The sequence below is a fragment of the Falsiroseomonas oleicola genome (assembly GCF_019029495.1).
Lineage (GTDB): Bacteria > Pseudomonadota > Alphaproteobacteria > Acetobacterales > Acetobacteraceae > Falsiroseomonas > Falsiroseomonas oleicola.
In genome coordinates, this window is the sequence record NZ_JAERQM010000007.1 from 250,213 (window position 1) to 275,670 (window position 25,458).

Genomic DNA, 25,458 nt, shown 5'->3' on the forward strand with positions numbered 1-25,458 from the left:
ATTGAGCGGCGCGCCCGGCTTCGCAAGAAGCCGGGCGCTGCCATGTTGACCACGCCGCCCCGCGAGGACCCACGGGATCATGGCCAAGCGCGACTATTACGAAGTTCTGGGCGTCGCCCGGGATGCGAGCGAGGAGGACCTGAAGAAGGCCTACCGCAAGCTCGCCATGCAGCATCATCCGGATCGCAACAAGGGCGATGCGGGCTCGGAGGCCAAGTTCAAGGAGGCCAACGAGGCCTACGACATCCTGAAGGACGCCGAGAAGCGCGCCGCCTATGACCGCTTCGGCCACGCCGCCTTCGAACAGGGCGGCGGTGGCGGCGGCGGGGGCGCCGGCATGGGCGGCAACCCCTTCGGCGGCGCCTTCGAGGATATCTTCGAGGAGATGTTCGGCGGCCTGGGCCGGGGCCGGGGCGGCGCGCGTGCCGCCGCCGGCCGTGGCAGCGACCTGCGCCACCAGGTGGAGGTCTCGCTGGAGGAGGCCTATGCGGGGGTGAAGAAGACCATCCGCGTGCCCTCATCGGTCGTCTGCGAGGCCTGCAAGGGCACCGGCAGCGAAGGGCCGGCGGCGCAGGCCGCGCAGACCTGCCCGACCTGCAACGGCGCTGGCAAGGTGCGGGCGCAGCAGGGCTTCTTCCTGATCGAGCGCACCTGCCCCACCTGTTCCGGCAGCGGGCGGATCATCAAGAACCCCTGCAAGGTCTGCGCCGGCCAGGGCCGGGTGCAGCGCGACCGCACCCTGGCCGTGACCATCCCGGCGGGCGTCGAGGACGGCACGCGCATCCGCCTGTCCGGCGAGGGGGAGGCCGGGCTGCGCGGTGCGCCCTCCGGCGACCTCTATGTCGATGTGGCAGTGCGCCAGCACGCCATCTTCCAGCGCGATGGCGCCAACATCTTCGTTCGCGTCCCGCTGCGGATGACCCAGGCGGCCCTGGGCGGCGGGGTGGAGGTGCCGGTGATCGATGGCGGCCGCGCGCGCGTCACCATCCCGGCCGGCACGCAGACCGGCGACCAGTTCCGCCTGCGCGGCAAGGGCTTTTCCGTCCTCCGCTCCGCCGCGCGGGGCGACATGTATGTGCAGGTGGCGGTGGAAACGCCGCAGAACCTCTCGAAGAAGCAGCAGGAACTGCTGGCCGAGTTCGAGGCCGAGAGCGAGAAGACCGGCCGTTCCAACCCGGAAACGGAGGGCTTCTTCGCCAAGGTGAAGGAGTTCTGGGACGGGCTGGGCCGCTAGGAGCCTGTCCGCCCCAATCGCTGCGAGGTGCCGCGAATGGGGCGGGCAGGGCGCCAAAAGCGGCGCCGCGGCAACAGTCCCGGTTTTTTTGATCCCCGCCAGGAACCCGGGCAGGTGCGCGCCGTTTGTCCTGCAACCCATCGCAAGTCCCCCCCTGCGATCGGCCAGAGGCAGGCGGCGGCGCGTTACCCCCCCCAAGGTCCCATCCGCGCGGCCGCCTGCCCCCCTCCTTCAATCTTGACCTTGACCCGATGCTGCGCGCAGCGTCCGGGTTTTTCGCGTGGGGGGCGGTATGATCCGAATCGGCATTGCCGGCATGGCCGGGCGCATGGGCAGCCTGCTGGTGGGGGAAGTTGCCCAGGCCGGTGCCAGCCTCGCGGGTGGTACACTCCGCCCGGGCAGCACCCGCGCGGCACCCCTGGGCCTTTCCATCCTGCCCGATGCCGATGCGCTGTTCGCCGCCAGTGACGTGGTGATCGACTTCACCCACGCCGATGAGGCGGTGCCCCATGCCACCTGCGCGCTGCGCCACGGAAAGCCGCTGGTGCTCGGTTCCTCCGGCCTCTCGCCGGCACAGGAACGGGCGGTGACGGAGGCCGCCGCGCGCGTTCCGATCCTGCATGCCGCGAATTTCGCGCCCGGCGTCAATCTGGTGCTGGCCCTGGCCGAGAAGCTGGCCGCCGCCCTGCCGCCCGAGAGCTACGATGCCGAGATCGTCGAGATGCATCATCGCCAGAAGGTGGATGCCCCCTCCGGCACCGCGCTGGCCATGGGCCGCGCGGTGGCGAAGGGCCGGGGCACGACGCTGGAAGCGGCTGGCATGGAAAGTGGGCGGGATGGCCATACAGGGGCGCGCGCCACCGGCGCCATCGGCTTCGCCGCGCTGCGTGGCGGCCAGGTGGTGGGCGAGCATACGCTGATCTTCGCCGCCGGCACCGAGCAGATCGCCATCACCCATCGCAGTTTCGACCGTCGCGCCTATGCCTCCGGCGCCATCCGGGCGGCGTTGTGGCTGCACGGGCGGGCGCCGGGGCTCTATTCGATGATGGATGTGCTGGGGATGCGCTGAAGGCGGGACGCCAGTAACCGTCTGCCTTGACCCCGCCACACCGCACTGCAATACGGCCCTATCCCGGATCCGCCGGGTCGAACGAGCCAGGCCGGGGCGAACCGGCCCTCACGCGACAAGAGGCCGAACCACGCCATGCGCGACAAGGGCGAATACCTTTTCACGTCTGAAAGCGTCTCCGAAGGCCACCCGGACAAGGTGGCGGACCGCATTTCGGATACCGTTCTCGACGCCTATCTCTCGGCCGACCCCTATGCCCGCGTGGCCTGCGAGACGCTGGTCACCACCAACCGCGTGGTGCTGGCCGGTGAAACGCGCGGCCCCGGCAGCGTCACCCCCGACCTGCTGATGCATCTGACGCGCATGGCGATCCGCGACATCGGCTATGAGCAGGACGGCTTCCACTGGCAGAACGCCAACATCGAATGCCACCTGCATGCCCAGTCCGCGCATATCGCGCAGGGCGTGGATGCGGCCGGCAACAAGGATGAGGGCGCCGGCGACCAGGGCATCATGTTCGGCTATGCCTGCACCGAGACGCCGGAACTGATGCCGGCGCCGCTGTACTACGCCCATCTGATCCTGCGCCGCATCGCCGAGATGCGCCGCGCCGGTGACGTGGCCGTGGCAGGGCTGCTGCCGGACGCCAAGTCCCAGGTGACGCTGAAGTATGTCGACGGCAAGCCGGTGGGTGCCACCAGCGTCGTCGTCTCGACCCAGCACGAGGAACGCCTCGACCAGGCCGAGATCAAGCGGATGATCCGCCCGATCATCGAGAGCAGCCTGCCCAAGGGCTGGATGTGCCCGGACAACGAGCTGTATGTGAACCCGACCGGCACCTTCGTCATCGGCGGCCCCGATGGTGACTGCGGCCTGACCGGGCGCAAGATCATCGTCGACACCTATGGCGGCGCGGCCCCGCATGGCGGCGGCGCCTTCAGCGGCAAGGACCCGACCAAGGTCGACCGTTCGGCCGCCTATGCGGCGCGCTACGTCGCGAAGAACGTCGTCGCCTCCGGCCTCGCGGAGAAGTGCACGATCCAGGTGAGCTACGCGATCGGCGTCTCCAAGCCGCTGTCGGTCTATTTCGACCTGCATGGCACGGGCAAGGATGTGGACGAGGTGAAGCTGGCCAAGGTGATGGACGGGCTGATGAACCTGTCCCCGCGCGGGATCCGGGAGCATCTGCATCTGAACCGCCCGATCTATGCGGTGACCAGCGCCTACGGCCATTTCGGCCGCACGCCGGATGCCGAGAAGGGCACCTTCACCTGGGAAAAGACGGACCTCGCCGACGAGATCCGCCGCGCCTTCAACCGGTAACTTTCGGCCGGCCCGCGCTTTGGCGTGGGCCGGTCCTGCCTGCCCCGTCCGCGCCTTGGCGCGGCCGGTCTTGTCTGTTGGGCGGCGGGCGCAGGCCCGTCGCCCCTTTTCGTTTGAGGCCCCGATGACCGCAGACCGTCCGCCATTGGCCGAGGGCGTGCCCGACCGGCTCTATGGCCGCCAGCGCGGCCACAAGCTGCGGCCGCGCCAGCAATTGCTGCTGGACGCCACCTTGCCGCGGCTGCGCTTGCTGCCCGAGATGGCCAGCGACCCCCTGGCCGCCTTCGGCATGCCGGGTGCGAAACTGTGGCTGGAGGTGGGGTTCGGGGGCGGCGAGCATGCGCTCGAGCAGCATCGGGCGCATCCGGATGTGGCCTACATCGCCTCGGAGGTCTTTGAGAACGGGCTGTGTTCCCTGCTGACCCGGCTGGTGCCGGATGGCGAGGAGGCGACCGGGCCGTTGCCGCCCAGCCTGAAGCTGTGGCCGCAGGATGCGCGCCACCTGCTGGGCCTGCTGCCGGAGGGCGCGCTGGACCGCCTGATGCTGATGTTCCCCGACCCCTGGCCCAAATCCCGGCACTCCAAGCGCCGCTTCGTGCATCCCGAGATGCTGCCGCTGGTCGCCCGCGTGCTGCGCCCGGGCGGCGAATGGCGCATCGCCAGCGACGACCCGACCTACCAGGCCTGGGTGACGGAGGTTTTTGCCGACCAGTCCCTGTTCACCCAGGCGGAGCGCCACGACGCGGAACGGCCGGCGGGCTGGCCTGGCACGCGGTATGAGGCGAAGGCGCGGCGCGAGGGTCGGCAGCCGATCTGGTGGATTTTCCAGAGGGTCTGAGCAGCGCGGCGATTGCCATTGGCCCACGTTCACCGCTCGCTTCTGCAAGCTGCGACGGGGCGCCGGCCTAGGATCTTTGGCTGCTTGAGGAGAGCTGCCGCTCCACGAGCATGGCTGCCGGCGGGTCAGTCCATGGCGGGGTGTCGACGCCGCCGTAGCGCTGCCCCATGATGTCGAATGTTCCGTATAAGCACCGTCTGATGTCGGCGCCTGATGGGCAAGAAGATCGACGACGCATGTTCCGCATCCACGCCGTAGTGATCTTGTCCGAGCCAACAGCCAGCCTCCCGGCGGGGCGGATCACGTCTTCTTTCCGCAATGGCCGACCAGCCAGGCTTGCTCCAGGCACGCGGAAATCTGGCAATCCCCTCGTCCTTCTATACATGAATATCCCATACACGATCCTTCGTGTGGACCACCCGGTGCCCGACAGCGTCATCGAGGCCGCTGCCGCGCAAGCCAGTTGGTGGCCGGAGGCGGGTAAGGCCACCCGACGGCACGCCGCGCACCTCATCATCGCCCCCGTCGAGCCCACCGATGAGAGCCCCCGTGGAGACGGCTTTACCGTCGCCTTCACGCTGACCGAGATCGCCGCGGCCGTGGTTGCCGCGATGCCGAGCGCAATCGCCGTCTACTGGCCGACCTCCGGCGTCCTTCAGCCCGCGGCAAGGGCGGCGGATTTTGTAGGAGCCTTGGCCTACAATAGGCTTTGGCTACACCCGCACCTGTTCGGCGGACCCGGACAGGCGTTTGGGATCGTATTGCGCGGGCTGGATGCTCTTATCGGGCATGATCTGGTGGTAGAGCCAACCAATGTCGTGCCACCGGAAGACCTGCATTGGCGGGCGATGCACGTTGCAGACCGTCTGATGCGGCAGATACCGACCTTGCGGGATGGAGATATCGTGGGGTTCAGCGAGACGGAGCGCGGCCGGGTCCGGCTGGGCGCCTGGCCCGGCATGCCTGGACTGGTCTATCGCCTGACGATGGAGGTGGATGAGGCCAAGCCAACCGCGACGACTGCAACCGCCTCGACCAACCCGGGCGTCGCGTACCGAGCAGAGCGGGCCGCAGCCGATGCACGCCATGCCGGCACGGCGATGCGGCGCTATTCCAAAATGCTCGTCTCGCTTTCTTCAACCTGCTTGCGCGGCGACAAGCCGGCGCTGACCTACCCGGCTCGCGCCAACCCGGCGCATCCGCCGTTGAGTGGTGATTTTGGAGAGGCCGGATGGGGCGGCGGGCGGGGCTGGGACAGGCTGCGCACACCAGAGGCCATGGGTACGCCCATCCGCTTTCAGTCCCGCGCGCGTAGGGCGGAGCAGATAGGCGATGTCATAGGGTCCACATTCCTTGGGACCATGGTGATCGTCTCCAACAAGGCCGCGGCGTTGATGCGGGAATTCGAGCCTGAGGGCGTCGATACCCATCCCGTTGAAATCACGCTCGCGACGGGAGAGGTGGTGCTGGAAGGCAGCTTCCACCTGTTCGAGGCCACGCGCGACATCCCGGCCGTGGACCTCGAGGTCAGCGGCTGGCGTTGGATATCTGGCTGGCAAGGCGTCCTCCGCCTGGAATGGACCAAGCCCGACGGGAACGATGTGCCCCGCTATCTTCTCCGGGACGAGGTGCTGCCCGACAGCACGCATTTGTTCCGTGACCGCCGCTTGCCCGGCGGCGGTCCGATCTGGGTTTCGAATGCATTGCGGGAGGCAATGGTTGCGCAAGGCATCACCGGCCCCGGCTTCGCCTGGGGCGATCGCGGCTGGCACACGATGTCATTGGAGCCGCAGCGCAAACGGGGGAAGGAGGCGTGACGTTCCCCAGGCCGCGCGCCACCCATCTGGTGGATCTTCCGCCGCAATCCACAAAAATAGATGAGGGGTACGGGGAGAATACCTTCTCCCCGGCCTTGCCCCCGTCTTGGCTGGCCTGACTCCGCTTGCAGCCACCCAGGCCGGCGGCTATATGAGAACCACGAGATCGCTTTCCGACCTGTCCGGGAGGTGGCCCCTAACCGGGCCGCCTTTTTTGTTGGCCGCTCCCCGGCCCCCGGGCTCGTCGGCCTGGAACCGACCCAATGGACGACGACCAACCCCATCACGAGGGCCTTGAGGCCCGCATCGCCACGGCGATCCTGCCCACGCTGGGCCAGCTCGGCTATGAGCTGGTGCGCGTGCAGGTCAGCGGCAAGGAACGGCCGGTGGTGCAGATCATGGCCGACCGGGCCGATGAGGCGACGTTCCGGGTCGAGGATTGCGAGATCATCAGCCACGCCGTCGGCGCCGTGCTGGATGTCGAGGACCCGATTCGCAGCGAATGGTCGCTGGAGGTCTCCTCCGCCGGCATCGACCGGCCGCTGACCCGGGCGAAGGACTGGAACCGCTATGCCGGCCAGCTCGCCAGCGTCGATCTCCAGGTGCCGCAGGACAATCGCCGGCGGCTGCGCGGCATCGTGCTCGGCGCCGATGCCAATGAGGCCCGCCTCCGGCTGGAGGATGGCACGGAGGTGGTGGTGCCGCGGGGCAATATCCGCCGTGCCAAGCTGGTGCTGACCGATGCGCTGATCGAGCACAGCGCGGCGCTCGCCGCCGTCGCCGATGCCCGCCGCGCGGCGCTGGAGCCGCCGGTTCTGGAAGATGATTCCGCTGAAGTGCCGGAGGTGGAGGAGGAGGAAGCCCCGCCCGCCCCGCCCCGGCGCCGCTCAACCCCGAAGAGGAACTGACGCCATGGCGATGGATGTCGCGATCGCGCGCCCGGAACTGCTGCTGGTGGCGGATGCCGTCGCCCGCGAGAAGATGATCGAGCGCGACGAGGTGCTCGAGGCGATGGAGCAGGCCATCCAGAAGGCCGGCCGCGCCAAGTATGGCCATGAGAAGGACATCCGGGCCGTCATCGACCGCAAGAGCGGTGAGGTGAAGCTCTCCCGCTGGACCGAAGTGGTCGATGCCGAGCCGGTGGAGAATGAGGCGACGCAGCTCAGCCTGCGTATCGCCCAGAAGATCAAGCCGGGCATCAAGACCGGCGAATTCATCATCGACCCGCTGCCGCCGATCGATTTCGGCCGCATCGCCGCGCAGACCGCCAAGCAGGTGATCGTGCAGCGCGTGCGCGAGGTGGAGCGCAACAAGCAGTACCTGGAATACAAGGACCGCGTCGGCGAGGTCATCAACGGCGTCGTCAAGCGCACCGAATACGGGAACCTGATGGTCGAGCTTGGCAAGGCCGAGGCCCTGCTGCGCCGCGACGAGACCATCCCGCGCGAGGCCTTTCGCAATGGCGACCGGGTGCGCGCCTATATCTACGACGTGCGTGAGGAACCGCGCGGGCCGCAGATCTTCCTGTCCCGCACGCATCCGGGCTTCCTGGCCAAGCTGTTCGCGCAGGAAGTGCCGGAAATCTATGACGGCATCATCGAGATCAAGGCGGTGGCGCGCGACCCCGGCAGCCGCGCCAAGATGGCCGTGATCTCCCGCGACAGCAGCATCGACCCCGTCGGCGCCTGCGTCGGCATGCGCGGGTCGCGCGTGCAGGCGGTGGTGCAGGAGCTTCAGGGCGAGAAGATCGACATCATCCCCTGGTCGCCCGACCAGGCCACCTTCATCGTCAACGCGCTCGCCCCGGCCGAGGTCACCAAGGTGGTGCTGGACGACGACGCCCGGCGCGTCGAGGTGGTGGTGCCGGACGACCAGCTCTCGCTGGCCATCGGCCGCCGCGGCCAGAATGTGCGCCTTGCATCTCAGCTCACGCGCTACGATGTGGATATCCTGACCGAGGCCGAGGAATCGGAGCGCCGGCAGGAAGATTTCCGCAAGCGCAGCGGGCTGTTCGTCGAGGGCCTCGACGTCGATGACGTCATCGCCGGGCTGCTGGTGACCGAGGGCTTCGGCTCGATCGAGGACATCATCAACGTCGATGATGAGGAACTCGCCGAGATCGAGGGCTTCGACGAGAATGTGGCGACGGAGCTGAAGCGCCGCGCCCAGGCCTTCCTCGACAAGCGCGAAGGCGAGATGGACGACAAGCGCCGCGAGCTGGGCGTGGAGGATGCGGTGGCCGAGGTCGGCGGCTTCTCTCCCGCCATGCTGGTGGCGCTGGGCGAGAAGGGTGTGAAGTCGCTGGAGGACCTCGCGGACCTGGCCGGTGACGAGCTGGTGGAAATCCTCGGCAGCGACGCGGTGGATGAGGATACGGCGAATGCCGTGATCCTCGCCGCGCGGCAATCCGCCGGCTGGTTCGGCGATGAGGATGTGGTCGGCGCCTTGGCCGCCGCGCAGGATGGCTATGACGAAGATGGAGAAGCAGCGGCTGACGACGCAGAAGGGACCGAGGGCGAAGGCGACGAAGACGCGGCGGAATCCCTCGGCGAAGCCGAAGGCGAATCCGGCGAAGTCGAGTCTGGCGAAGCGGAGTCTGGCGAAGCCGGGGGAGAGCCGGACGACGCAGCCCGCACCTGACGCGCCCGCACAGCCGCCCGCGCCCGACATCGCGACCCTGCTGCGGCCCTTGCCGGCCGCGCCGCTGGATGAGGCGGACGGGGCCGAGGATGCGGTGGAGGAGCCGGAGACCGGCCCGCTGCGCCGCTGCATGGTGACGCGGGAGCGGTTGCCGAAGGAAGTGATGCTGCGTTTCGTGCTGTCGCCGGCGCGTGAAGTGGTCCCCGACCTCAGCGCAAGGCTGCCCGGCCGGGGAATGTGGTTGAGCGCCCGGGCCGATGTGTTAGAACGTGCCGCAACCCGTGGGGCCTTCGCAAAGGCCGCGCGTGGTGCGGTGCACGTGCCCCCCGACCTTCGCGCGCGAATCGAGACCGGCCTGCAGGGGCGGGTCCGCGATCTTGTCGGTCTGGCGCGGCGTGCCGGTCAGGCGGTGAGCGGGTGGCAGGCAGCCCTCGAATGGCTGCAGAAGGGGCGCGTGGCGCTGCTGGTCCAGGCTTCGGACGGCAGCGCGGCGGAAAGGGCCCGTCTGGTGGGGCTCCGGCAGGTGCCAGCGGTAACCCCGCTGACCGGCGCGGAGCTTGGGGCGCTGTTCGGGCGCGACCAGGCGGTGCATGTTGCGGTGGCGCCAGGGAAACTGGCGCTGGCGATCGCGGCGGAAGCCGCACGGCTCGCGGGCGTCGCCGCCGCAGCCGGGAGCAAGGGCAGGGCGCCAGCAGGGGGAGTTCCTCCGGCGCTGCCCTAGGCGGACCGCCCCCCGGCGGCGACCGGGGATGGATGCTTGGTCTTGGCCAAGGGTCCTTTGATCGCTGTGCTCCACGGTTACGGGGTGCGGTTACGACTTCACCCGCGTTCGCGCGGCAGCACAGGGTGTCGCGTTTAATGCGCGGCTGGACATGACGGACGAAAGATCAGGTTCGGATCGGCGGATGAGCGACCAGAACGACCAGGATGCGGCCAAGGGCCGGCTTTCCCTCCGACCGGGGGGGCGCCTGGAACTGGGCAAGACGGTGGATGCTGGCAGTGTGCGCCAGTCCTTCAGTCATGGCCGCAGCAAGGTGGTGCAGGTCGAGGTCCTGAAGAAGCGTGCGCCCGCCCCCGCGGCGGCGACACCGACACCGGCCAAGCCCGGTGTGGCAGGCCCCGGCGCGCCGCGCGCCGCTGGTGCGCCCCGCCCCGCGGGCGCCACCTTGCGGCCCCAGGTCTCCGGCCCGGCGGGCAAGCCGCCTGCCGCGGCGGGACGGCCGCTGACCCAGGCCGAACTCGCCACCCGCCAGCGGGTGCTCGAGGAGCAGCGCCGCGCCGAGGCGCAGCGCCAGCGGGATGAGCGCGAGCGCCAGGCGCTTCAGCTCCGCTCCGCCGCCGAGGAAGCCGCGCGCCGCGCCGAGGATGAGCGCCGTGAGGCCGAGGAGGCCGCGGAAGCCGCCGCCGAGGCCGCGCGCCGCGCCGCCGAGGAAGCCCGGCACGCGCCGAAGGCCGAACCGCCGGCCGTGGAGGCTGAGGAGTCGGCGGCCATCGAGGCCGCGGAGCCCGCGCCGCCCGCCGCGCCCGTCACGGCGCAGCCTGCCGCCCCGCCGGTGCGGGCCGAGGCGCCCGCGCCGCAGCGCCGCCCGGATGCGCCCCGCGCCGCCGAGCCGGCGCGGCCGGCCGGTCGGCCGGGCATGCCCGTGCTGCCGCGTCCGATGGCGCAGCCGCTGCGCAGCGGCCGCCCCGGGCCGGTGCCGACCGCGCTCACCCCGCGTCGCGCCGCCCCGCCGCCCGCCGCCGCGCCCCAGGGTGCCGCCGGTGGTCCGCCGGGCGCCGTGGCCAGCGCCAAGCCGGCCGCCGCGCCGGCCAGCGATACGCCTGCCGCCAAGCTGACGCTGAAGGCCCGCACGCCTTCCGCCGAGGATGAGGAGGCGCCGCGCGGCGTCGTGCGCCGCCCGGGCATGCCCGGCCCGGCCGGTGCCGTGAAGAAGGCGGTCATGCCGCCGGTCAAGAAGTCGCTGGTGCCGGGTGGCGATCGTCGCCGCGACGGCCGCATCGACGTCTCCGCCGCGATCGAGGGCGAGGATGAGCGCACGCGCTCCATCGCCTCCGTCCGCCGTGCCCGCGAACGTGAGCGCCGGCAGCAGGAGCTGCAGCGCCTGCGTTCGGGCGCCGAGAAGGTGGTGCGCGACGTGGTGGTGCCGGAAGCCATCACCGTGCAGGAACTGGCGAACCGCATGGCCGCGCGTGGCGGCGAAGTGGTGAAGGCCCTGTTCCGCATGGGCGTCATGGCCACCCTGACCCAGTCCATCGACGCCGATACGGCGGAGCTGGTGGTGCAGGAATTCGGCCACCGCATCCGCCGCGTGGCGGAAGGCGACGTGGAAATCGGCCTGGAGGGCGAGGTGGATGTCGATACCGACATGCTGCCGCGTCCGCCGGTCGTGACCATCATGGGCCATGTCGACCACGGCAAGACCAGCCTGCTGGATGCGCTGCGCAAGGCCGATGTGGCAGCGCGGGAAGCCGGTGGCATCACCCAGCATATCGGCGCCTATCAGGTGACGCTGCCCGATGGGCAGAAGGTCACCTTCATCGACACGCCGGGCCACTCCGCCTTCACCGCCATGCGCGCCCGTGGCGCCAGCGTGACGGATATGGTGGTGCTGGTGGTGGCGGCCGATGACGGCGTCATGCCGCAGACGATCGAGGCGATCAGCCATGCGAAGGCGGCCAATGTGCCGATCATCGTGGCGATCAACAAGATCGACAAGGAAGGCGTGCGGCCGGAGCGCGTGAAGCAGGAACTGCTGCAGCACGAGATCGTGGTCGAGAGCCTGGGCGGCGAGACGCAGGAGATCGAGGTCTCCGCGACCAAGAAGCTCAACCTCGACAAGCTGCTGGAAGGCATCGCGCTCCAGGCCGAAATCCTCGACCTGCGCGCCAATCCGAACCGTGCGGCCGAGGGCACCGTCATCGAAAGCCGGCTGGACCGCGGGCGTGGCCCGGTGGCCACCGTGCTGGTGCAGAAGGGCACGCTGAAGACCGGCGACATCGTCGTGGCCGGCGCCGAGTGGGGCAAGGTTCGCGCCATGCTCGACGACAAGGGCCGCCAGGTGAAGGAAGCCGGCCCGTCCCTGCCGGTCGAGCTGCTTGGCCTGTCCGGCGTTCCCACCGCGGGCGAGAATTTCGTCGCGGTGAAGGACGAAACGCAGGCGCGCGAAATCTCGGAGTTCCGGACCCGGAAACTGCGGGAGAAGCAGGTGGCGGCGGTTTCCGCCGGCCGCGGCAGCCTGGTCGACATGCTGGCCCGCATCCAGGCGGGCGCGCAGAAGGAAGTGGCCGTCGTCGTCAAGGCGGACGTGCAGGGCTCGGCGGAAGCGATTTCCGTCACGCTCGGCAAGCTCGGCAATGACGAGGTGCGGGTGCGCATGCTGCATTCGGCGGTCGGCCAGATCACCGAAAGCGACATCCAGCTCGCCAAGGCGTCCAACGCCGTCATCGTCGCCTTCAACGTCCGCGCTACGACCCAGGCGCGCGACCTGGCGACGCGGGACGGCGTGGAAATCCGCTACTACTCCATCATCTATGAGGTGGCGGACGACATCGAGGACCTGGTGCGCGGCAAGCTGGCGCCGGTGCAGCGTGAGAAGTTCCTGGGTTACGCCCAGATCCTCCAGGTGTTCGAGGTCAAGCGCATCGGCAATGTGGCGGGCTGCCGCGTGACCGAGGGTGTCGTGAAGCGGGGCTGTGGCGTGCGCCTGCTGCGCGACGGCACCGTCATCCACCAGGGCGAACTTTCCACGCTTCGTCGCTTCAAGGACGATGTGAAGGAAGTGACCAACGGCTACGAATGCGGCATGTCCTTCGTGAACTACAACGACATCCGCGTCGGCGACCAGATCGAGTGCTACGAGACCGAGACGGTCGCCGGCACGCTCTGACGCTCCACTGGCCGCAGATGGGGGGCGCGGCCGACAGGCCGCGCCCCTTTCTCGTTAAAGCGTGATGACTTGAGGTGGACACACCGAAAAGTCTGAATCACGCGATCCAAGGAACTGCCCGACATGGCCCGCAAGACCCGCGATGCCGCGGATGCCCCGCGGCGCGACAAGAAACCCGCGCTGCCTCGCGCCACCAAGTCCGCCCCCCGCAAGGGCGGCGCGGAGGGGCCGAGCCAGCGCCAACTGCGCGTGGCGGAGGAAATCCGCCACGCTTTGTCCGCCATCTTCGCGCGGGAGGAGTTTCGCGACCCCGACCTGTTCGATCTGAAGGTGACGGTGACGGAGGTGCGCGCCTCCCCCGACCTCCAGCACATGACCGCCTTCGTCAGCGGGCTGGGACGCGACCTGTCGCCGGCGCAGCTCGCCGGCCTCAAGCGCATCCAGCCCTTCCTGCGCAGCCAGGTGGCCAAGGCCGTGCGGCTGCGCACGGCGCCGGAGCTGCATTTCCAACCCGACACCGCGCTCGAATACGCCATGCATATCAGCAAGGTGATGCAGCAACCCGTGGTCCAGCAGGATCTGGCGAAGCCCGCGGAACCGACCCCTGCCGAACCGACCCCCGCGGGGACCGCGCAAGCCACCAAGGACTCCGAAGAACCGTGAACCAGCCCAACCGCCACCGCCATCGTTCCAAGAAGCCCAAGGGCCGCGAACTGGATGGCTGGCTGATCGTCGACAAGCCCTCCGGCATCGGCTCCACCGATGTGGTGAACAAGGTGAAGCGCGCCTTCGATGCGCAGAAGGCGGGGCATGGCGGCACGCTGGACCCGCTGGCGACCGGCCTGCTGCCGGTGGCCTTCGGCGCCGCGACCAAGACCGTCCCCTATGTGATGGACGGCACCAAGACCTATCATTTCACGCTGAAATTCGGCGAGGCGCGGGACACCGACGATGCCGATGGCCAGGTCGTGGCCACCAGCGATGTCCGCCCGACCGATGCCGAGATCGAGGCCGTGCTGCCCGGCTTCCGCGGCGACATCATGCAGGTGCCGCCGGCCTATTCCGCCATCAAGATCGGCGGGGAGCGGGCCTATGACCTGGCGCGTGAGGGCCAGGTCTTCGAGATCGCCGCCCGCCCGGCGCGGATCGACCGCTTCGACCTGATCAGCCGCCCGGATGCGGACACCGCCATCTTCCACGTCGAATCCGGCAAGGGCGTCTATATGCGCAGCCTGGCGCGGGACGTGGCGAAGGCGGTGGGCTCGGTCGGCCATATCACAGCCCTGCGTCGCCTGCGGGTCGGGCCTTTCCGGGAGGAACATGCGATTCCCCTGGACTCGCTGCTCGTAACCGGCGATACGCCTCCCCCTTCCCCGGACCTCCTGCTTCCGGTGACGACCGCGCTGGCCGACATCCCGGCACTGGCCGTCACGGCAGAGGAGGCCGCACGCCTTCATCAGGGCCAGGCGATCAGCCTTGTGGACCTGATGGGGCGCGTTCCCCGTGAAGCCGATCCCGAAGGGGGCCTGCTGCGCGCGATGGCGGGGGAGCGTCTGCTCGGCCTGTGCCGGCTGGAGAATGGTTGGATGCAGCCCGAAAGGCTGATCCAGCTCGATTCCGGGCAACTGACCGCGGACGTGGCTTAACCCCGATCCGGAGGATAGATGATGTCGACGACGACCGAGACCACCGAGCCCGCCGCCGCGCCGGCCGCCAAGCCCGCGCCCAAGATCATCGCGGCGACGGACAATGCGGCGCGCGCCGCGATCATCAAGGAATACGCCACGAAGCCGGGCGATACGGGCAGCCCGGAGGTTCAGGTCGCCCTGATCTCCGCCCGCGTCACCATGCTGACGGAACACCTGAAGGCCCACCCGAAGGATTTCCACAGCCGGCGTGGCCTGCTGGTGCTGGTTGGCCAGCGCCGCGGCCTGCTGGACTATGTGAAGCGCAAGGACCAGAAGCGCTACGAGACCCTGATCGGGCGCCTCGGCCTGCGCCGCTGATCTTTCGCGAGATCGCGCCTGCGAAAGGGCCAGGGAGGAAACTCCCTGGCCCTTTTCGTTTGCGGGCCGAACCGCCGCCCGGGGCGCGGCGTTGGACGGGCTGACCCTCGCCAACGGAGGCGCCCGCCATGCGACACTGGCAAGGCTTGCCTGGGCTGATCCGCTTTCTGCTGGTTCAGATGCTGGTGGGCTTCGGCCTTGCCGGCCTGGCCGTGCTGGGCCTTCTGGTCGCCGACCCGGGCGATGCGCGGGCGCTGCTGCTGCGCGCGGCCGGGCATTGGTGGCCGGTGGTGCTGCTCTGGGGCTTTCTGGGCTCGACCTTCACCGCCGTGCAGATCGGCGTGGCCATCGCCCTGATGGCGGAGGCACCGCCCAGGCCACCGCCGCGCGGCCGGGGGATACCAAACCTCTGGGTTGCCGGACCGCTCAGCGCTTACGCACCCGCGTGGTCCAGATGTGCCAGACGTAGGTCGCGATGAAGCCGCCGACGACGACATAGGCCAGCGGTTCCAGCCAGCCCTCGATCTGGTCGTAGCGGTCTTCCATGAAATAGCCGGCCAAGGTCAGGAAGGTGATCCAGACGGCGCTGCCCAGCGCGGTCCACAGGTAGAACACCGCGCGCGGAATGCGGATCAGCCCGGCGGGGATCGAGATGACGGTGCGGATGCCCGGCAGCAGCCGGCCGAAGGACAAAGCGAAGGGGCCGTATTTTTCGAGCGTCGCTTCCGCCTTGCGCAGATCCTCCTCGCCGACCGCGAACCAGCGGCCGTAACGGCCGACCAGGGGGCGGATGCGGTCGGCGCCGATGGCGCGGGACAGCTCGTACCAGAAAACATTGCCCAGCAGCGTGCCCACCACCCCGGCGATCAGCGCCAGGGTCAGGGACATCTGCCCGCGCGCGGCGACGAAGCCGGCCAGCGGCATGATGACCTCCGACGGGATGGGCGGGAACAGGTTCTCAAGGAACATCAGCGCCAGCACGCCCGGCCAGCCGCCGGCGGCGACCACGCCCGTCACCCATTCGATCATGGCTCAATCCCGTACAGCGTGATCGCGACCCTGCGGCCGCGGGAATAGTTGAAGCCGGCCACCATGCCCAGCTCGCGCAGGGGCAGGCCGCGCGTGGTGGCCTCGGCGCGGAAGGGGGTTTCCTGGCGGTCGGCGATGGCCACCACCCGCCCCGCCTCATCGGCCAGGAACGCCGCCGCCGCCGCGCCGTCGCGCAGCAGCCGGATGTCGCCGCCGAGCGCAAACAGCAGAGAGGGTTCGTGATAGCCGACCACGCCGAAGCGCGCATCCGGCAGGCCCGGCGCCCTGTCCCGCACCAGCGCGGCGAGGCGGGGGGAAATCCACGGCGCCTCCAGCCGCGGCAGCACGGCGCCCAGCGCCACCGCCTGCAAGGGCACCGCCAGCAGCACGGCGAGCAGTGCGGCGCGGGCCGGCGCGCCTTCCCGCAGCATGCGCAGCAGGCCCCAGGCGAAGATCGCCGCCGCCGGCAGGCCGAGCAGCGCCAGCGCGTCGACGTGCCCATCCGCCAGCACCGGCAGCAGGGCGGAGGCGATGCCGAGCCCGGCGGCCGTCAGCACCGCGCCGAAGCTGGAAAGCCAGGCCAGCCAGCGCGGCGGCGCCTGGCGCAGCGGGTCCAGCGCCCAGGCGGCGGCCAGCAGCATCAGCGCCGGATAGGTCGGCATGGCGTAGTGCGGCAGCTTGGTGGTCACCGCCTCGAACATCAGCCAGACCGGCACGGCCCAGGCGAGGAGGAAGCGCGTGCCGGGTTGCAGGCGGTCCGCCCAGGCGCCGGGGGCGGCGCGCAGCACCAGGAAGGCGGCGGGGAAGGCGGCGATGCCGAAGCTCAGCAGGTAGTAGCCGGGCGGTCCCCAGTGGTTCTCATCGGCGCCGCCCACCTTGCTCAGCATGTCGCCGCCGAGTGCCTCGGTCAGGAAACGGCCCTCGGTGGCGATGGTCACGGCGATGAACCAGGGGGCGGCGGCCAGCACCATCAGCGGCACGCCCCAGCCCGGGCGCAGCGCGCGCAGCCAGGGGGCGCCGGTCTTCCAGCCCCGGTCGGCGGCGAACAGCGTGAGGCCCGCCAGCAGCGGCACCAGCGGCCCGATCGGCCCCTTCAGCAGCACCGACGCCCCGAGCACCAGCCAGAAGGTGGCGGCCGCCCCGGCGCCAAAGCCTGCCGGCGCCACATAGGCGCGCCCCATCAACCCCATGGCCACCACGATGGCGCCGAGCAGCGCCGCATCGGTCTTGGCGATATGGGTTTCGACACCGAGCACGAAGCAGCCCGCCAGCATGGCCGCGCCGAGGAAGGCGGCACGCCGCCCGACCAGCGCCCGGCCGAAATGCGCCGTGGCCAGCACCGCCAGCAAGGCACCGGCCAGGGAGGGAATGCGATAGGCCCAGATGTCGCCGCGATCGCCGAGCCGGAAGGCCTCCACCACCCGCACCGATCCGGCCTGGAGCCAGTGGATGCCGGCGGGTTTCTTGTTGCGCTCGACCTCGCCGAAGCGGATGCGGACCAGGTCGCCGGTCTCGACCATCTGGCGGCTGGCCTGGGCGAAACGGCTTTCGTCGCGGTCGCCGGCCGGCAAGGCGAAGAAGCCCGGCAGCCAGAGCAGCAGGCACAGCAAGGCCAGCCAGGGAAGCGGACGCCGCGTCTCCGGCAGCCGGTCGAGGAAATCGCGGAGCGCCTGCATGCGCGTGGCCCTAGCATGTGGCGCGGCGGGCGGCCATAAACCCGGCCACATGCCCCCTGCAAATCCCTCCGATCCGGCCACGAAGCGGGTCACCGCCAAGCCCCCGAACGCCCGCGCCCATCGTGGCGCGCCGCCGCCCGGCACGCGCTCCGCCGCGCTGCTGCTGCTGGCCGCCGTCTTCGACCGCCGCCGGCCGTTGGAGGAGGCGCTGGACCAGCTTCCTGCGGCGCTGGAGCCGCGCGACCGCGCCGCCGCGCATCGGCTGGCCGCCGCCGTGCTGCGCCATGCCGGAAGCCTCGACGCCGTGCTGGAGCCGCATCTGCGGCGGGAGCCGCCGCCGGTGGTGCGCGCCGCGCTGCGGATGGGGGCGGCGGAGCTTCTGGTGCTCGGCACGCCGGCCCATGCGGCGGTGGCGGCGACCGTCGCCGTGGTGCCGCGCCCCTTCGCCGGCCTCGTGAACGCCGTCCTGCGCAAGGTCGCAACCGAGGGGGCGGAGATCTACGAAAGCCTGGACCGGGAGAGGCTGGACACGCCGCCCTGGCTCTGGTCCGCCTGGCACGCCGCCTATGGCGCGGCCGGCGTGCGCGCCATCGCCAGGGCGCATCAATCGGCCGCGCCGCTCGACCTGACCCTGGCCCCCGGCGCCGCACCGCCCGAAGGCGCGGTGGAGCTGCCGACCGGGTCCTGGCGCCTGCCCGCCGGCACCCGCGTGACCGACCTGCCCGGACTGGCCGAGGGCGCCTTCTGGGTGCAGGACGCCGCCGCCGCCCTGCCGGCGCGGCTGCTGGCCGTGAAGCCCGGGGAGCGTGTGGCCGATCTCTGCGCCGCGCCGGGCGGCAAGACCGCGCAGCTCGCCACGGCGGGCGGCATCGTCACGGCGGTGGAGCGCGACCCGAAGCGCGCCGCCCGGCTGCGCGAGAACCTCGCCCGGCTGAAGCTGTCGGTGACGGTGGAGGAAGCCGACGCCGCGCATTGGATGCCGACCGAGGCCGGCTTCGACGCTGTGCTGCTGGACGCGCCCTGCTCCGCCACGGGCATCATTCGCCGGCACCCCGACATCCCGCATCTGAAGCGGCCGAAGGACATCGCCCCGCTGGTGGAGGCACAGGCGCGGCTGCTGGCCCAGGCGGCGAAGCTGCTGCGGCCCGGCGGGCGGCTGGTGCTGGCCACCTGTTCCCTGCAGCCGGAGGAGGGGGAGGCGCATGTCGCCCGCGCCGCCGCGCTCGGCCTGCTGCCCGACCCGATCGCGCCGACCGAGTTGCCGGGGCTGCGCACCGCCCTGATCCGCGGCGGCACCATGCGCACGCGCCCCGACATGTGGGCCGAACAGGGCGGCATCGACGGCTTCTTCGCGGCGCGCTTCCGGAAGGCGTGAGGGAAGGGTTTTTCGCCAGCGCCGCCCCTGCCTTGGCGGCGGAGAGGATTGTGCTAGACATTCCGTATAATCGGGATGTCCTCACCATGGCTGTGGCTGAACTCGACCGTATCGATCGCGAAATCCTGCGCCTCATCATGCGGGATTCCGCCCGCTCCCTCGCCGAGATCGCGCAGGAGGTGGGGCTGACCCCGACCCCCTGCTGGAAGCGCATCCGGCGGATGGAGGAGGCGGGCGTTATCACCGGCCGGGTCGCCCTGGTGGATCCGGCGCTGGTCGGCCTGCCCATTTCGGTCTTCGTGGCGGTGGAGACCGGCGACCATTCCGGCGAGTGGATCGCCCGCTTCGCCGAGGCCGTGGCCAGCCTGCCGGAGATCGTGGAGTGTTGGCGGCTGGGCGGCGACGTCGATTATCTGCTGCGCGTCGTGGTGCCGGACATGGCGGGCTACGACGCCTTCTACCGCCGCTTCGTCGCCGCCGTGCCGTCGCTGCGCAAGGTCACCGGGCGTTTCGCCATGGAACGGGTGAAGAGCACCACCGCCCTGCCGATTTGATCAAATATGCCGATGACATGGAAGTTGATTGCCCTTCATCGGGCAACGGTCCAATGCCGCAGGGATGTCATTTTCAAAGCGTGAGAAGAATCCGCCCGCGGTCCAGCTTCCCGCGCTGACGTCCCTGCGATTTCTGGCTGCAACCGCGGTGGTTCTGTTTCATGTGCCTTATGTATTACCGGCCTCCGTCGGACTGGTTCCGCTGTCCGAGGGCGCGCTCGGGGTCAGTTTCTTCTTCGTGCTCTCCGGCTTCATCCTGCGCCACGCCCATGCGCCGGAGGGCTTTCGCCCGCTGACCTTCTACCGGCGGCGGGCGGCGCGGGTGCTGCCATTGCACTACGCCACGCTGATCCTCTGGACCTGGCTGTTCTTCGCGAGCTGGGGCAACAGCCTGGGCGAGAAGGTGAACAGCGGTGTCGCCAATCTCCTGGTGATCCATGCCCTGTTCAGCGGCCCGCTCTACACCCTGGGCTACAATGCGGTGTCCTGGAGCATCTCGGTCGAGCTGGTCTTCTACGCACTGTTTCCGCTGCTGCTGGTGGGCGGGCGGGCCATAGGGGTCTTCGCGGCCTGCGCCCTGGCGGTCCTGCTGCTGCCCGATGCGGCGGCGGCGGGGCTGGAAAGGGCCTTTCCGGGATCTTTCCATTTCCACCCGCTGGGGCGGTTGCTGGAATTCACCGTCGGCATGGCGCTGCACGCTGTCTGGCGGCACTGGCGGCCGGGGGAGCGGGTGGCCACCATCACGCAGATCGGCGCCATCCTGCTGCTGCTGGCCCTGGTTCCGGCCAGCGCGGCCATGCCGCCGCATCTGCGCAACCTGCTGCTGCTGGCGCCCTTCGGCCTTCTGATCCTGGGCTTCGCCTGGGACGGCCCGCTGACCCGGCTGCTGTCCCGGCCCCTGCCGGTGCTGCTGGGGGAGGCCTCCTTCGCCCTGTACATGACGCATCACATGCTGTTCCGGCTGATCGACCCGCTGCTGGCGGGGCTGGGCGCCGCCATCGCCCTGCCGCTGGCGGTGCTCGCGGCCGTGCTTCTGTCGGTCGCGGTCTTCCTGTTGTTCGAACGGCCGGTGCGGGCGCTGCTGAATCGGCCCTCCGCAGGCCGCCATTCGCATGTCGTGGTCGCAACCCCTGTTCCCCAGGGGGGCGGTGGCGGCTAGAACCGCGGGGACATGTCCGAACAGATCCGCATCGCCCCGTCCCTGCTCGCCGCCGATTTCACACGGCTCGGCCAGGAAGTCGCCGCCATCGAGGCCGCCGGGGCCGACTGGCTCCATCTCGACATCATGGATGGGCATTTCGTGCCCAACATTTCCTTCGGCCCGGCCCTGGTGAAGGCGCTGCGGCCGAAGTCGAAGCTGTTCTTCGACGTGCATCTGATGATCGCCCCGGCCGATCCCTACCTGGCCGCCTTCGCCGAGGCCGGCGCCGAGCTCATCAGCCTGCATCCCGAGGCCGGGCCGCATCTGCACCGCTCGCTCCAGACCATCCGCGCGCTGGGCAAGCAGGCCGGCGTGGTGCTCAACCCCGGCACGCCGCTGGAGGTTGTGGCCCCGGTGCTCGATCTCTGCGACCTGGTGCTGGTCATGTCGGTCAATCCCGGCTTCGGCGGGCAGTCCTTCATCCGCAGCCAATTGGCCAGGATCGCCGCGCTGCGGGCGATGATCGATGCCAGCGGCCGGCGCATCGCGCTTCAGGTGGATGGCGGCGTCACCGCCGCCACGGCGCCGGATTGCCTGGCGGCCGGGGCGGATGTGCTGGTGGCCGGCACCGCCGTGTTCGGCGCCACGGATTATGCGGCGGCCATCGCCGCGCTGCGGGGCGGGGGGGCGCGCGCATGATCGAGGGGGTCCTGCGCGGCGCACGCCGCATCCTCGCCAACCTCAAGCCGATCAAGGTGCCGGACGGGCCGGCACGCTCCTTCCGCGACCTCTGGCCCGGCGATGCGGCGCGCGGCGCGCGGCTGCTGCGCGGCGAGTTCGAGGCCTTCGGCACCACGCGCCCGCTGCGCGCGCCGGAGGGGGATGCGGCGCCCACCCGCACGGACTGGACCCCGGCCCAGCCCGGCGGCAGCCAGGCCTGGTATGCCGCCGCGCATGGCTTCGCCTGGCTTCGCGACCTGCGCGCCCTGGGCACCGACGCCGCCCGGCTGCGCGGCCGGGCGCTGGCCGCCGACTGGCTGGCGCATGGCGCGCATGACCCGCTGGCGGAGGCGCCGGAAGTCGCCGGGGCGCGGATTTCCGCCTGGCTCGGCCATTGGGACTTCCTGGCCGCGACGGCCGAGGACGGCTTTCGCCGGCAATTGATGCAGCGCCTGGCGCAGGATGCCCGCGGCGTGGTGGCCGGCCTGCCGGCGGAGGCCGCGCATCGCGGCGCGCTGGTGGCGCTGAAGGGCGGCATGGCCGGCGCCGTGGCGCTGGAGGAGGAAACCTGGCTCGCCCGCTGCGTGCGCTTCCTGCCGCAGGAGCTGGAACGGCAGTTCCGCCCCGATGGCGGCCATGTGGAACGCAGCCCGGGCGTGCAGCTCGCCGCGCTCCAGGACCTGATCGAGATCCGCAACCTGCTGCATGGCGCGGGGGTGGAGGCGCCGCCGCAGCTCGCCGCGACGCTGGACCGCGTGGCGCCGGCGCTGCGCATGCTGCGCCATGCCGATGGCGGACTCGCGCTGTTCAACGGCACGCGGGACGAGCCGGCCTCCTTCATCGACCTGGTGCTGACCCAGGGCCAGTCGCGCGGCCGCGCGCCCATGCAGTTGCCGGAGACGGGCTTTCACCGGCTTGCCGCCAGCCGGACCCTGGTGCTGATGGATTGCGGCGCGCCGCCGGCCGCGCGGCGCGATGCCGCGCCCGGTGGCCTGCCCCGCGGCGCCGACCGCAACGCCCATGCCGGCACCCTGGCCTTCGAGATGTCGGTGGGCCGGGAACGGCTGATCGTCAATTGCGGCGCCGCCCCGGCGGCCGAGGGCGAATGGCGCGATGCCATGCGCGCCACCGCGGCCCATTCCACCCTGGTGCTGGCCGATACCAACTCCTCCGAACTCCGACCCGAGGGGTTGGGGCGTCGGGTGGAGGGGGTGACGACCGATCGCTTCGAGGAGGACGGCAAGCTCTGGCTGGATGCGACCCATGATGGCTGGGTGAAGCAGTTCGGCCTGCGCCATCGCCGCCGCCTGTTCCTGTCCGAATCCGGCGACAGCCTGATCGGGGAGGATCTGCTGGAGACCACCCGCGAAGCGGCGCTGCCCGGCTGCACCCTGCGCTTCCACCTGCATCCTTCCGTGACTGCCAGCCTCCAGCAGGATGAGCAGGGGGCGCTGCTGCGCCTGCCGTCCGGCGCCGGCTGGCGGCTGCGCGCCGGGCGGGATGTGCGGGTGGCGATCGAGGAAAGCATCTATCTGGGCGGCGAGCCGCGCCGCAGCCAGCAGGTGGCGCTGCATGTCGAAGCCGGGGTGGACACGGTGAACTGGGCGCTGTCGCGCATCGGCCAGCCGGCGCCCACGACAGAGCCCCAGCCGGGGTGATCGCCGGCCCGCCCGCCGCCGCATGAAGATTCTCGAAGTCACCAATGTGGACTTCGCGATGCGCCACTTCCTGCTGCCGCTGATGCGCGGCCTGCGGGCAAGGGGGCATGAGGTGGTGGGCGCCTGTGCCGAAGGCCCCTTGCTGGAAGCGCCGCGCGCCGAGGGCTTCCGCATTGAGCCCATCGCCATGTCGCGCAGCCTGCACCCGCTGCGCCAGGCCCGTGCCCTGGCCCAGCTCGTGGCGCTGATGCGGGCCGAAAGACCCGACATGGTGCATGCCCATATGCCGATCAGCGGGCTGCTGGCGCGCACGGCGGCGCGCATCACCGGGGTGCCGCGCATCGCCTATACCTGCCACGGCTTCCTGTTCAACCAGCCCGGCCCCGCCTGGCGCGGCCGCCTGGCGCTGACCCTGGAACGCGCCGCCGGGCGCATCACCGACACCTATCTGACGGTCAGCGAGGAGGAGGCGGCGGATGCGAAGCGCCTGCGCATCCATCCGCGCCCCGTCGCCGTGCTGAATGGCCGCGACCCTGGCCGTTTCGCCCATGATCCAGCGGCCCGCACCCGGCTGCGTGCCGAACTCGGGGCCGGGGAGGGGGATTGCGTGGTGATCGCCATCTCCCGCCTCGTTCGCCACAAGGGATTTTGCGAGTTGCTGGCGGCCATGGCCGACACGCCGCCGAATTGCGTGCTCTGGGTCGCGGGCGAAAGGCTGGCCAGCGACCACGGCGAGGATCTGGAACCACATTTCGAGCGCGCCGCCACCACGCTCGGCCGGCGCCTCGTCCGCCTCGGCTATCGGGAGGATGTGCCGGCGCTGCTCTCGGCGGCCGATGTCTTCACGCTACCCTCCCATTTCGAGGGCCTGCCGATGTCGATCATCGAGGCGATGCTGGCCGGGCTGCCGGTGGTGGCCACCGATATCCGCGGCCCGCGCGAACAGGTGGTGCCGGAGGAAACCGGGCTGCTGGTGCCGCCGATGCAGGTCCAGCCCCTGGCCGCGGCCCTGTCCCGCCTGGCCGGAAGTGCTGCGCTGCGGCGCTCGATGGGTGTGGCCGGCCGGGCGCGGGCCTTGATGCGCTTCGATGAGGCGAAGGTGCTGCGGCGGACCATCGCGCTATTGGAATCGCCCCCGGTTTTATCCTGAACTTCAAACACTTCCGGGCGTTGAGGCGGCGTCTCCGGAGTATCAAGACATGTCGCAGGCCATTGCCGTCTCCACCGATAAAGTGCCTTCCCGCGTTTCCTGGGGCGCCATCCTTGCCGGCGGCCTCGTCGCCGTCGCGGTGGGCGCCATGTTCAACATCCTCGGCGTCGCCATCGGCGCCAGCACCATCGACCCGCTGGTGGTCGGCGAGACGCCGGAAGCGGGCAGCTTCGGCGTGGCCGGCGCCATCTGGCTGCTGGTGGCCAATCTTCTGGGCCTGGCCTGCGGCGGCTATGTCGCGGCGCGGCTGTCCGGCACGGCCGATGACACGGACGGCGTGCTGCACGGCCTGTCCGTCTGGGCCATCGCCTTCCTGGTCTCCGCGGTGCTGCTCGGCAATGTCGTCTCCGGCGCCGCGCGCGGCGTGGGCGGGCTGATGCAGGGCGCGACGGAGGCCGTGACCTCCGCCGCCGTCGATGCGGTTCCGGAGATCAGCGATCCGGAGGCGCTGGTGGAGCGTCTCCAGGCCAGCCTTCAGGGCGGCGGTGATCCGGCGAACCTGACCGAGGACCAGCGGCGCGCGGAGATGGCCCGGCTGATCGGTGAGCGCGCCCGCGCGGGCAACTTCCCGCCCGCGGCACGTGAGCGTCTGGCGGCGCTGGCCGCGGCCGAGTTCGAGATCACGGCGGAGGAAGCCAACCAGCGCATCACCGCGCTGGAGGCCGAGGCGACCCGGGTGGCCCAGGCGGCGGAGACGGAGGCACGGCAGGCTGCCGATGCCGCGGCGCGCGCCGCTTCCATCGGGGCCTTCTGGCTGTTCGCCACCCTGCTGCTGGGTGCGGCGGCCTCCGTGCTCGGTGCCAAGGCCGGCACGCGGAAGACGCTTCTGCTGGCGCGCCGCTACGCGGCCTGAACAGGGGTTCGCGGCGTCATCGCATGGCGATGGCGCCGCAGTCTTCCTGGGCAGGCGCGATCAGGGTTTAGGCCCGCGCGCGCCCACCGATACGGCGGATGCCGCCGCTGGCGAAGATCAGCAGGACACCGATGGCGATCAGCGCGGCGCTCCACAGCAGCGTCGCGGTCAGGCTCTCGCCGGCCAGGCGCGGTCCCACATCGACCAGCACCCCCAGCACCAGGGCCATCAGCAGGCCGAACACCCCCAGCGTCAGCGCGATCAGCCCGAACCCATCGGCGATGGACCCGATCAGCGCGGCGGCGGGCGACCGCGTGCTGCTGGCATTCTCCTGCACCGTCCTGGCGAACAGATAGATGAACAGCACCGCGATGACGATCCAGACCCACATGCCGCTCTACCCCTGACCGATACCGCATCATGCGGTT

The 25,458-nt window shown here is 70.5% G+C and carries 22 protein-coding genes and 1 pseudogene; 20 read left to right on the forward strand and 3 right to left on the reverse strand.

Annotated elements, in window-relative coordinates; genetic code table 11:
• Positions 1 to 76: 76 nt before the first annotated feature.
• The 13 genes and pseudogenes from dnaJ to JJQ90_RS21950 all read left to right on the forward strand — a co-directional run bounded on the left by dnaJ (position 77) and on the right by JJQ90_RS21950 (position 15,293).
• Entirely contained in the window at positions 77 to 1,234 is a 1,158-nt protein-coding gene (gene dnaJ / locus JJQ90_RS21890; RefSeq protein WP_457851894.1) for a molecular chaperone DnaJ, read from the forward strand.
• Positions 1,235 to 1,529: 295 nt separating this feature from the next.
• Positions 1,530 to 2,303 carry a 4-hydroxy-tetrahydrodipicolinate reductase gene (dapB, locus tag JJQ90_RS21895; protein WP_216878468.1) on the forward strand — a complete coding sequence of 258 codons (774 nt, stop codon included), beginning with the start codon at positions 1,530 to 1,532 and terminating at the stop codon, positions 2,301 to 2,303.
• Positions 2,304 to 2,438: 135 nt separating this feature from the next.
• Positions 2,439 to 3,626 (forward strand): methionine adenosyltransferase, encoded by a 1,188-nt coding sequence (metK, locus tag JJQ90_RS21900; RefSeq protein WP_216878398.1) that lies wholly within the window; start codon positions 2,439 to 2,441, stop codon positions 3,624 to 3,626.
• A 124-nt stretch (positions 3,627 to 3,750) separates the two neighbouring features.
• A complete protein-coding gene (gene trmB, locus JJQ90_RS21905) occupies positions 3,751 to 4,464 on the forward strand; it encodes a tRNA (guanine(46)-N(7))-methyltransferase TrmB (RefSeq protein ID WP_216878399.1) in 714 nt (237 codons plus the stop codon).
• A 200-nt stretch (positions 4,465 to 4,664) separates the two neighbouring features.
• Positions 4,665 to 6,281 (forward strand): imm11 family protein, encoded by a 1,617-nt coding sequence (locus JJQ90_RS21910; RefSeq protein ID WP_216878400.1) that lies wholly within the window; start codon positions 4,665 to 4,667, stop codon positions 6,279 to 6,281.
• A gap of 263 nt (positions 6,282 to 6,544) precedes the next feature.
• Complete coding sequence (rimP, locus tag JJQ90_RS21915) at positions 6,545 to 7,189, forward strand: ribosome maturation factor RimP (protein ID WP_216878401.1); 645 nt, start codon at positions 6,545 to 6,547, stop codon at positions 7,187 to 7,189.
• Positions 7,190 to 7,199: 10 nt separating this feature from the next.
• Positions 7,200 to 8,774, forward strand: a pseudogene (gene nusA / locus JJQ90_RS21920) (transcription termination factor NusA); the annotation flags it as partial.
• Positions 8,775 to 8,970: 196 nt separating this feature from the next.
• Entirely contained in the window at positions 8,971 to 9,642 is a 672-nt protein-coding gene (locus JJQ90_RS21925) for an RNA-binding protein (protein ID WP_216878471.1), read from the forward strand.
• 184 nt (positions 9,643 to 9,826) lie between these two features.
• A complete protein-coding gene (gene infB / locus JJQ90_RS21930) occupies positions 9,827 to 12,808 on the forward strand; it encodes a translation initiation factor IF-2 (protein WP_216878403.1) in 2,982 nt (993 codons plus the stop codon).
• Positions 12,809 to 12,931: 123 nt separating this feature from the next.
• A complete protein-coding gene (rbfA, locus tag JJQ90_RS21935) occupies positions 12,932 to 13,471 on the forward strand; it encodes a 30S ribosome-binding factor RbfA (RefSeq protein ID WP_216878404.1) in 540 nt (179 codons plus the stop codon).
• Entirely contained in the window at positions 13,468 to 14,454 is a 987-nt protein-coding gene (gene truB / locus JJQ90_RS21940; protein WP_329959496.1) for a tRNA pseudouridine(55) synthase TruB, read from the forward strand. Before rbfA ends, truB begins: the two co-directional genes overlap by 4 nt.
• A gap of 21 nt (positions 14,455 to 14,475) precedes the next feature.
• Positions 14,476 to 14,814: a 30S ribosomal protein S15 gene (gene rpsO / locus JJQ90_RS21945; RefSeq protein ID WP_216878405.1), complete on the forward strand. Its 339-nt coding sequence runs from the start codon at positions 14,476 to 14,478 to the stop codon at positions 14,812 to 14,814.
• A 128-nt stretch (positions 14,815 to 14,942) separates the two neighbouring features.
• Positions 14,943 to 15,293, forward strand: a complete 351-nt coding sequence (locus JJQ90_RS21950) for a hypothetical protein (RefSeq protein ID WP_216878406.1) — start codon at positions 14,943 to 14,945, stop codon at positions 15,291 to 15,293.
• Here JJQ90_RS21950 and JJQ90_RS21955 read toward each other — a convergent pair.
• Positions 15,241 to 15,843: a DedA family protein gene (locus JJQ90_RS21955; protein WP_216878407.1), complete on the reverse strand. Its 603-nt coding sequence runs from the start codon at positions 15,841 to 15,843 to the stop codon at positions 15,241 to 15,243. The genes JJQ90_RS21950 and JJQ90_RS21955 overlap by 53 nt on opposite strands.
• A complete protein-coding gene (locus JJQ90_RS21960) occupies positions 15,840 to 17,519 on the reverse strand; it encodes an ArnT family glycosyltransferase (RefSeq protein WP_216878408.1) in 1,680 nt (559 codons plus the stop codon). The genes JJQ90_RS21955 and JJQ90_RS21960 overlap by 4 nt, the downstream gene beginning before the upstream one ends.
• Positions 17,520 to 17,568: 49 nt before the next feature.
• Between JJQ90_RS21960 and JJQ90_RS21965 the strand changes: the two genes are divergently transcribed.
• The 7 genes from JJQ90_RS21965 (at position 17,569) to JJQ90_RS21995 (ending at position 25,030) form a co-directional block, all read left to right on the forward strand.
• Positions 17,569 to 18,894, forward strand: a complete 1,326-nt coding sequence (locus JJQ90_RS21965; protein ID WP_216878409.1) for an RsmB/NOP family class I SAM-dependent RNA methyltransferase — start codon at positions 17,569 to 17,571, stop codon at positions 18,892 to 18,894.
• An 86-nt stretch (positions 18,895 to 18,980) separates the two neighbouring features.
• Complete coding sequence (locus tag JJQ90_RS21970; RefSeq protein ID WP_216878410.1) at positions 18,981 to 19,448, forward strand: Lrp/AsnC family transcriptional regulator; 468 nt, start codon at positions 18,981 to 18,983, stop codon at positions 19,446 to 19,448.
• Between the two features lie 64 nt (positions 19,449 to 19,512).
• Positions 19,513 to 20,607: an acyltransferase family protein gene (locus tag JJQ90_RS21975; RefSeq protein ID WP_268958691.1), complete on the forward strand. Its 1,095-nt coding sequence runs from the start codon at positions 19,513 to 19,515 to the stop codon at positions 20,605 to 20,607.
• A gap of 12 nt (positions 20,608 to 20,619) precedes the next feature.
• A complete protein-coding gene (gene rpe / locus JJQ90_RS21980) occupies positions 20,620 to 21,288 on the forward strand; it encodes a ribulose-phosphate 3-epimerase (RefSeq protein ID WP_216878412.1) in 669 nt (222 codons plus the stop codon).
• Positions 21,285 to 22,967 carry a heparinase II/III family protein gene (locus tag JJQ90_RS21985; RefSeq protein WP_216878413.1) on the forward strand — a complete coding sequence of 561 codons (1,683 nt, stop codon included), beginning with the start codon at positions 21,285 to 21,287 and terminating at the stop codon, positions 22,965 to 22,967. The genes rpe and JJQ90_RS21985 overlap by 4 nt, the downstream gene beginning before the upstream one ends.
• A 22-nt stretch (positions 22,968 to 22,989) precedes the next feature.
• The gene (locus JJQ90_RS21990; RefSeq protein ID WP_216878414.1) at positions 22,990 to 24,117 is read left to right on the forward strand and encodes a glycosyltransferase family 4 protein; all 1,128 of its coding nucleotides are present in this window, start codon (positions 22,990 to 22,992) and stop codon (positions 24,115 to 24,117) included.
• Positions 24,118 to 24,166: 49 nt separating this feature from the next.
• Entirely contained in the window at positions 24,167 to 25,030 is an 864-nt protein-coding gene (locus tag JJQ90_RS21995) for a hypothetical protein (RefSeq protein ID WP_230410882.1), read from the forward strand.
• A gap of 67 nt (positions 25,031 to 25,097) precedes the next feature.
• On the opposite strand, the gene JJQ90_RS22000 is transcribed toward JJQ90_RS21995, so the two are convergent.
• Entirely contained in the window at positions 25,098 to 25,421 is a 324-nt protein-coding gene (locus tag JJQ90_RS22000; RefSeq protein WP_216878415.1) for a hypothetical protein, read from the reverse strand.
• Positions 25,422 to 25,458 lie beyond the last annotated feature (37 nt).

Excerpts from the sequence above, each read along its gene's own strand:
- metK (WP_216878398.1), top strand. The coding sequence starts at position 2,439 with ATGCGCGACAAGGGCGAATACCTTTTCACGTCTGAAAGCGTCTCCGAA.
- trmB (WP_216878399.1), top strand. The coding sequence starts at position 3,751 with ATGACCGCAGACCGTCCGCCATTGGCCGAGGGCGTGCCCGACCGGCTC.
- JJQ90_RS21910 (WP_216878400.1), top strand. The coding sequence starts at position 4,665 with ATGTCGGCGCCTGATGGGCAAGAAGATCGACGACGCATGTTCCGCATC.
- rimP (WP_216878401.1), top strand. The coding sequence starts at position 6,545 with ATGGACGACGACCAACCCCATCACGAGGGCCTTGAGGCCCGCATCGCC.
- infB (WP_216878403.1), top strand. The coding sequence starts at position 9,827 with ATGAGCGACCAGAACGACCAGGATGCGGCCAAGGGCCGGCTTTCCCTC.
- rbfA (WP_216878404.1), top strand. The coding sequence starts at position 12,932 with ATGGCCCGCAAGACCCGCGATGCCGCGGATGCCCCGCGGCGCGACAAG.
- rpsO (WP_216878405.1), top strand. The coding sequence starts at position 14,476 with ATGTCGACGACGACCGAGACCACCGAGCCCGCCGCCGCGCCGGCCGCC.
- JJQ90_RS21950 (WP_216878406.1), top strand. The coding sequence starts at position 14,943 with ATGCGACACTGGCAAGGCTTGCCTGGGCTGATCCGCTTTCTGCTGGTT.
- JJQ90_RS21955 (WP_216878407.1), bottom strand. The coding sequence starts at position 15,843 with ATGATCGAATGGGTGACGGGCGTGGTCGCCGCCGGCGGCTGGCCGGGC.
- JJQ90_RS21960 (WP_216878408.1), bottom strand. The coding sequence starts at position 17,519 with ATGCAGGCGCTCCGCGATTTCCTCGACCGGCTGCCGGAGACGCGGCGT.
- JJQ90_RS21965 (WP_216878409.1), top strand. The coding sequence starts at position 17,569 with ATGCCCCCTGCAAATCCCTCCGATCCGGCCACGAAGCGGGTCACCGCC.
- JJQ90_RS21970 (WP_216878410.1), top strand. The coding sequence starts at position 18,981 with ATGGCTGTGGCTGAACTCGACCGTATCGATCGCGAAATCCTGCGCCTC.
- JJQ90_RS21975 (WP_268958691.1), top strand. The coding sequence starts at position 19,513 with ATGTCATTTTCAAAGCGTGAGAAGAATCCGCCCGCGGTCCAGCTTCCC.
- rpe (WP_216878412.1), top strand. The coding sequence starts at position 20,620 with ATGTCCGAACAGATCCGCATCGCCCCGTCCCTGCTCGCCGCCGATTTC.
- JJQ90_RS21985 (WP_216878413.1), top strand. The coding sequence starts at position 21,285 with ATGATCGAGGGGGTCCTGCGCGGCGCACGCCGCATCCTCGCCAACCTC.
- JJQ90_RS21990 (WP_216878414.1), top strand. The coding sequence starts at position 22,990 with ATGAAGATTCTCGAAGTCACCAATGTGGACTTCGCGATGCGCCACTTC.
- JJQ90_RS21995 (WP_230410882.1), top strand. The coding sequence starts at position 24,167 with ATGTCGCAGGCCATTGCCGTCTCCACCGATAAAGTGCCTTCCCGCGTT.
- JJQ90_RS22000 (WP_216878415.1), bottom strand. The coding sequence starts at position 25,421 with ATGTGGGTCTGGATCGTCATCGCGGTGCTGTTCATCTATCTGTTCGCC.